Annotated in this window: 4 protein-coding genes; all 4 read left to right on the forward strand. The window is 70.7% G+C overall.

Going from position 1 to position 4,424, the window contains the following annotated elements; translation table 11 throughout:
- The first annotated feature begins 54 nt into the window (after positions 1 to 54).
- On the forward strand, positions 55 to 1,683 hold the full coding sequence (locus G6020_RS05085; RefSeq protein ID WP_241731072.1) for a DASS family sodium-coupled anion symporter: 1,629 nt from the start codon (positions 55 to 57) through the stop codon (positions 1,681 to 1,683).
- A gap of 22 nt (positions 1,684 to 1,705) precedes the next feature.
- A complete protein-coding gene (locus G6020_RS05090; RefSeq protein WP_182609876.1) occupies positions 1,706 to 2,899 on the forward strand; it encodes an aminotransferase class I/II-fold pyridoxal phosphate-dependent enzyme in 1,194 nt (397 codons plus the stop codon).
- Positions 2,900 to 2,908: 9 nt separating this feature from the next.
- On the forward strand, positions 2,909 to 3,052 hold the full coding sequence (locus tag G6020_RS05095; protein WP_159110286.1) for a hypothetical protein: 144 nt from the start codon (positions 2,909 to 2,911) through the stop codon (positions 3,050 to 3,052).
- A 22-nt stretch (positions 3,053 to 3,074) separates the two neighbouring features.
- A partial coding sequence (gene purB / locus G6020_RS05100; protein ID WP_182609877.1) for an adenylosuccinate lyase occupies positions 3,075 to 4,424 on the forward strand: 1,350 nt, incomplete at its 3' end.

Here is a 4,424-nt window from a genome sequence, read left to right on the forward strand (position 1 = left end):
GCGAGGGAGAAGGCGATGGCAACCGGCGACCGTGATCGGCCGAGGGGCCGGAGGATGGTCATGGCCCCCCACCTGAGCGGCCTGGACCCGGACCCGGACCGCGGCGCGGAGATCGAGCAGAAGTCGCCCGGTGAGCGCGACGGCGCCGTGCCCCGCGGCGAGTTCGTCCGCAGTGTGGTCGGGACCGTCGCCGGGGTCGCGGCCGCGGTGCTGGTCTACACGGTCATGCCGGGGGACCTGGAGCACAATGCGCGACTGACCGCTGCCGTGGCGGTGCTGCTGGGGATCTGGTGGATGACCGAGTGCATCCCCATCCCCGCCACGGCGCTGGTGCCGCTCATCGCGTTCCCGGTGCTGGGTCAGGACATCTCGGTCGACGACGTCGGCGCCCAGTACGGCAACAACATCATCTTCCTGTTCATGGGCGGATTCCTCATCGCGATCGCCATGCAGAGGTGGAACCTGCACCGACGGATCGCCCTGCTGACGGTCCGGGCGATGGGCACCCGCTCGACACGGGTCATCGCCGGGTTCATGATCGCGACCGGCTTCCTGAGCATGTGGGTGTCCAACACCGCCACGGCCGTGATGATGCTGCCGATCGGCGTCTCCGTCCTCATGCTCGCCTCCGAACTGGGCGGGACCGGGTCCGGAGGGCAGGAGGACGACCCCGAGGGGTCGATGCCCCGGATGGACTCCTCGTCGGACCCGACGTCCGACGAGGTCAAGAAGGCCGTCATCCGGTCGAACTTCGGGACCGCCCTCATGTTGGGCATCGCCTACGCCGCGTCGATCGGATCGCTGGCGACGATCATCGGAACCCCGCCCAACACCCTGCTCGCCGGCTACCTCGAGAGCGAGCACGGCATCATCCTGGGTTTCGGCCGGTGGATGATGGTGGGTCTCCCACTGTCGATCGTGATGCTCCTGGTCGCCTGGTTCCTGCTCACCAAGGTGCTGTTCAAGCCGGAGGTGGAGCGGATCCCCGGGGGGCGGCAACTGTTCGACGACGAGCTGCGCAGCCTCGGCCCCATCTCGTCGGGCGAGAAACGCGTCCTGGCCGTGTTCGTCGCCGCCGCCGTCGCGTGGGTGACCGTGCCGTTGGTGTGGGAGGACCCGCCCGTCTCCGACGCGGGGATCGCGTTGATCGCCGGACTCGTGCTGTTCCTGCTCCCCGCCGGCACCGCGCGTGGCGTTCGCCTGTTGACGTGGGAGGCCGCGCTCGCCCTGCCCTGGGGGGTGCTCCTGCTCTTCGGCGGCGGGCTGGCGCTGTCGGCCCAGTTCTCCGGGTCCGGGCTCACCGACTGGATCGGTGAGAAGTCCGCCGCCCTCGGTGGCCTGCCGGTCGTCCTGCTGGTCGTCGTCGCCGCCGGCGGGGTCCTCATCCTGACCGAACTGACCAGCAACACCGCGACCGCCGCGACGTTCCTGCCGGTCGCGGGTGGGGTGGCGCTGGGTCTCGGGCTCGACCCGATGCTGCTGGCGGTCCCGGTCGCCCTGGCCGCCACCTGCGCGTTCATGCTGCCGGTGGCGACCCCGCCCAACGCCATCGCGTACGGATCCGGATACGTGACGATCGGCCAGATGATCCGCGGCGGGGTGTGGCTCAACCTCGTGGGGATCGTGCTCATCACGCTCGTCACCATGACCCTCCTGGTGTGGGTGTTCGGACTGACCTCCTGACGGGGGCGATAGCGTCGGGGGCATGAGCGTCGCGCGTACCCCCTCTCTCAGGTCGGCCGTCGAGCCGTTCCACGTCATGAGTGTCCTGGCCGCGGCGGCGCGGCGTCAGGAGACCCACGGCGACGTGATCTCCCTGTGTGCCGGGCAGCCCTCGACCCCGGCGCCCGGGCCGGTGCTGGAGGCCGCACGGCGCGCGGTGGACGGCGAGATCCTCGGCTACACCGAGGCGATCGGAATCCGACCGCTCCGGGAGGCGATCGCGGACCACCACCGGCGGGTGGACGGTGTCGAGGTGACCGCCGACGACGTCGTCGTCACCACCGGGTCGTCCGGCGGATTCACGGTGCTCTTCCTGGCCGCGTTCGATCCCGGGGACACCGTCGTCATGGCCCGCCCCGGGTACCCCGCCTACCGCAACACCCTCCAGGCCCTGGGCTGCCGCGTCCACGAGATCGCCTGCGGCCCCGGGACCCGGTACCAACCCACGGTCGCGCAGCTCGAGGCGGTCACGGTGGAGCTGGGCCACCCACCCGCCGGCCTCATCGTGGCCAGTCCCGCCAACCCGACCGGGACGATCATCGACGCCGCCGAGCTCGCCGCCCTCGCGCGCTGGTGCGAGGCCAACGGCACGTTGCTGGTCAGCGACGAGATCTACCACGGCGTCACCTACGGCCGGGAGTGCGCGAGCGCATGGCGGACGAGCCGCGAGTCCGTGGTGATGGGCTCGGTGTCCAAGTACTTCTCCATGACCGGCTGGCGGATCGGGTGGATGCTGCTGCCGCGGTACCTGGGCGCCCCCGTGGACCGGCTCATCGGCAACCTCACCATCTGCCCGCCCGCGCACGCCCAGTTCGCCGCCGTCGCCGCGTTCACCGAGGACTCGGCAGGCGAGCTCGACTCACACGTGGAGCGGTACGCCCGGAAACGCGAGCTCGTGCTGCGCCGACTCGCCGGACTCGGGGTGGGGGAGACCGCACCTCCCGACGGAGCCTTCTACACCTACTTCGACGTCTCGCAATGGACCGACGACTCGGTGGCGTGGTGCGCGGAGATCCTCGAACGCACGGGGGTCGCGCTGACACCCGGCGTCGACTTCGACACCGTCGATGGTCGGCACACGGTGCGCCTGAGCTTCGCCGGGGACACCGCCGAGATCGCCGAGGCGATGGACCGACTGGAGGCCGTACTGGTCCCGCGTCAGCCGCCCACGGGTTAACGTCGGCGCATGGGTTCCGCCGAGATCATCACCACCATCGTCTACATCACCCGCCCGTGGCTGTTGCTCGAGGCGCCGCTGACGGTGGATCAGGTCTACCTCAACGCGCGCGAGATCCTCGCCGGGTCCACCGGCGGCTCGATGATCTCCTGAGTCCCCTGCGATACTGGGGGGCGTGACCGCCCAGAACGCCGTACCCGCCCGGAACAGCCCGCCCCGCATCTCCAATGTCCTCGCCTCCCGCTACGCCAGCGACGAGCTGGCGACCCTGTGGTCCGCCGAGCACAAGATCGTCCTCGAGCGTCAGCTGTGGATCGCCGTCCTCCGTGCCCAGCGCGAGCTGGGGATCGAGGTCCCCGAGGGCGTGATCGAGGCCTACGAGGCCGTGCTCGACCGCGTGGACCTCGCCTCGATCGCCGAGCGGGAACGGGTGACCCGGCACGACGTCAAGGCGAGGATCGAGGAGTTCAACGCCCTCGCCGGGCACGAGCACATCCACAAGGGCATGACGAGCCGGGACCTCACCGAGAACGTCGAGCAGCTCCAGGTCATCCGCTCCCTGGAGCTGATCCGGGACCGCGGGGTGGCGGCGGCCCGCCGGCTGGCCGAGCACGCCGCGGCGCAGCGCGACCAGGTCATGGCCGGCCGCAGCCACAACGTCGCCGCCCAGGCCACCACCCTGGGCAAGCGCTTCGCCTCCGCAGCCGATGAGCTGCTCCTGGCGCTCGAGCGGGTGGAGTCGCTGCTGGAGCGATACCCCCTGCGCGGCATCAAGGGCCCGATGGGCACCGCACAGGACATGCTCGACCTGCTCGGGGGCGACGCCGGGAAGATGTCGGAGCTCGAGAGCGGGATCGCCGAGCACCTGGGTTTCTCCCGGACCCTGGACTCGGTCGGTCAGGTGTACCCGCGATCCCTCGACCACGAGGTCGTCTCCGCGCTGGTCCAGCTGGGAGCCGGTCCGTCCTCGCTGGCCCACACGATCCGGCTCATGGCCGGGCACGAGCTGGTCACCGAGGGCTTCCAGCCCGGTCAGGTCGGGTCCTCGGCCATGCCGCACAAGATGAACACCCGCTCCTGCGAGCGGGTCAACGGGCTCCAGGTGGTCCTCCGCGGGTACGGCTCCATGGCCGCCGAGCTCGCCGGCGCGCAGTGGAACGAGGGCGACGTCTTCTGCTCGGTGGTGCGTCGTGTCGCTCTGCCGGATGCGTTCTTCGCGCTGGACGGCATGTTCGAGACGTTCCTGACCGTGCTCGACGAGTTCGGGGCGTACCCGGCCGTGATCGACAAGGAGCTCCAGCGCTACCTGCCGTTCCTCGCCACCACCAAGGTCCTCATGGCGGCCGTCCGGGCAGGGGTCGGCCGAGAGGTCGCGCACGAGGCGATCAAGGAGAACGCGGTCGCGGTGGCGCTGGCGATGCGGGAGGAGGGTCGCGAGCCCGACCTGCTGGACCGGCTCGCCGCCGACGACCGTCTGCCGCTGGACCGTGCGGCGCTCGAGGGGGCACTGGCCGATCGCGCGGCG

Source organism: Dietzia sp. B19 (assembly GCF_014145155.1).
Taxonomy (GTDB): Bacteria; Actinomycetota; Actinomycetes; order Mycobacteriales; family Mycobacteriaceae; genus Dietzia; species Dietzia natronolimnaea.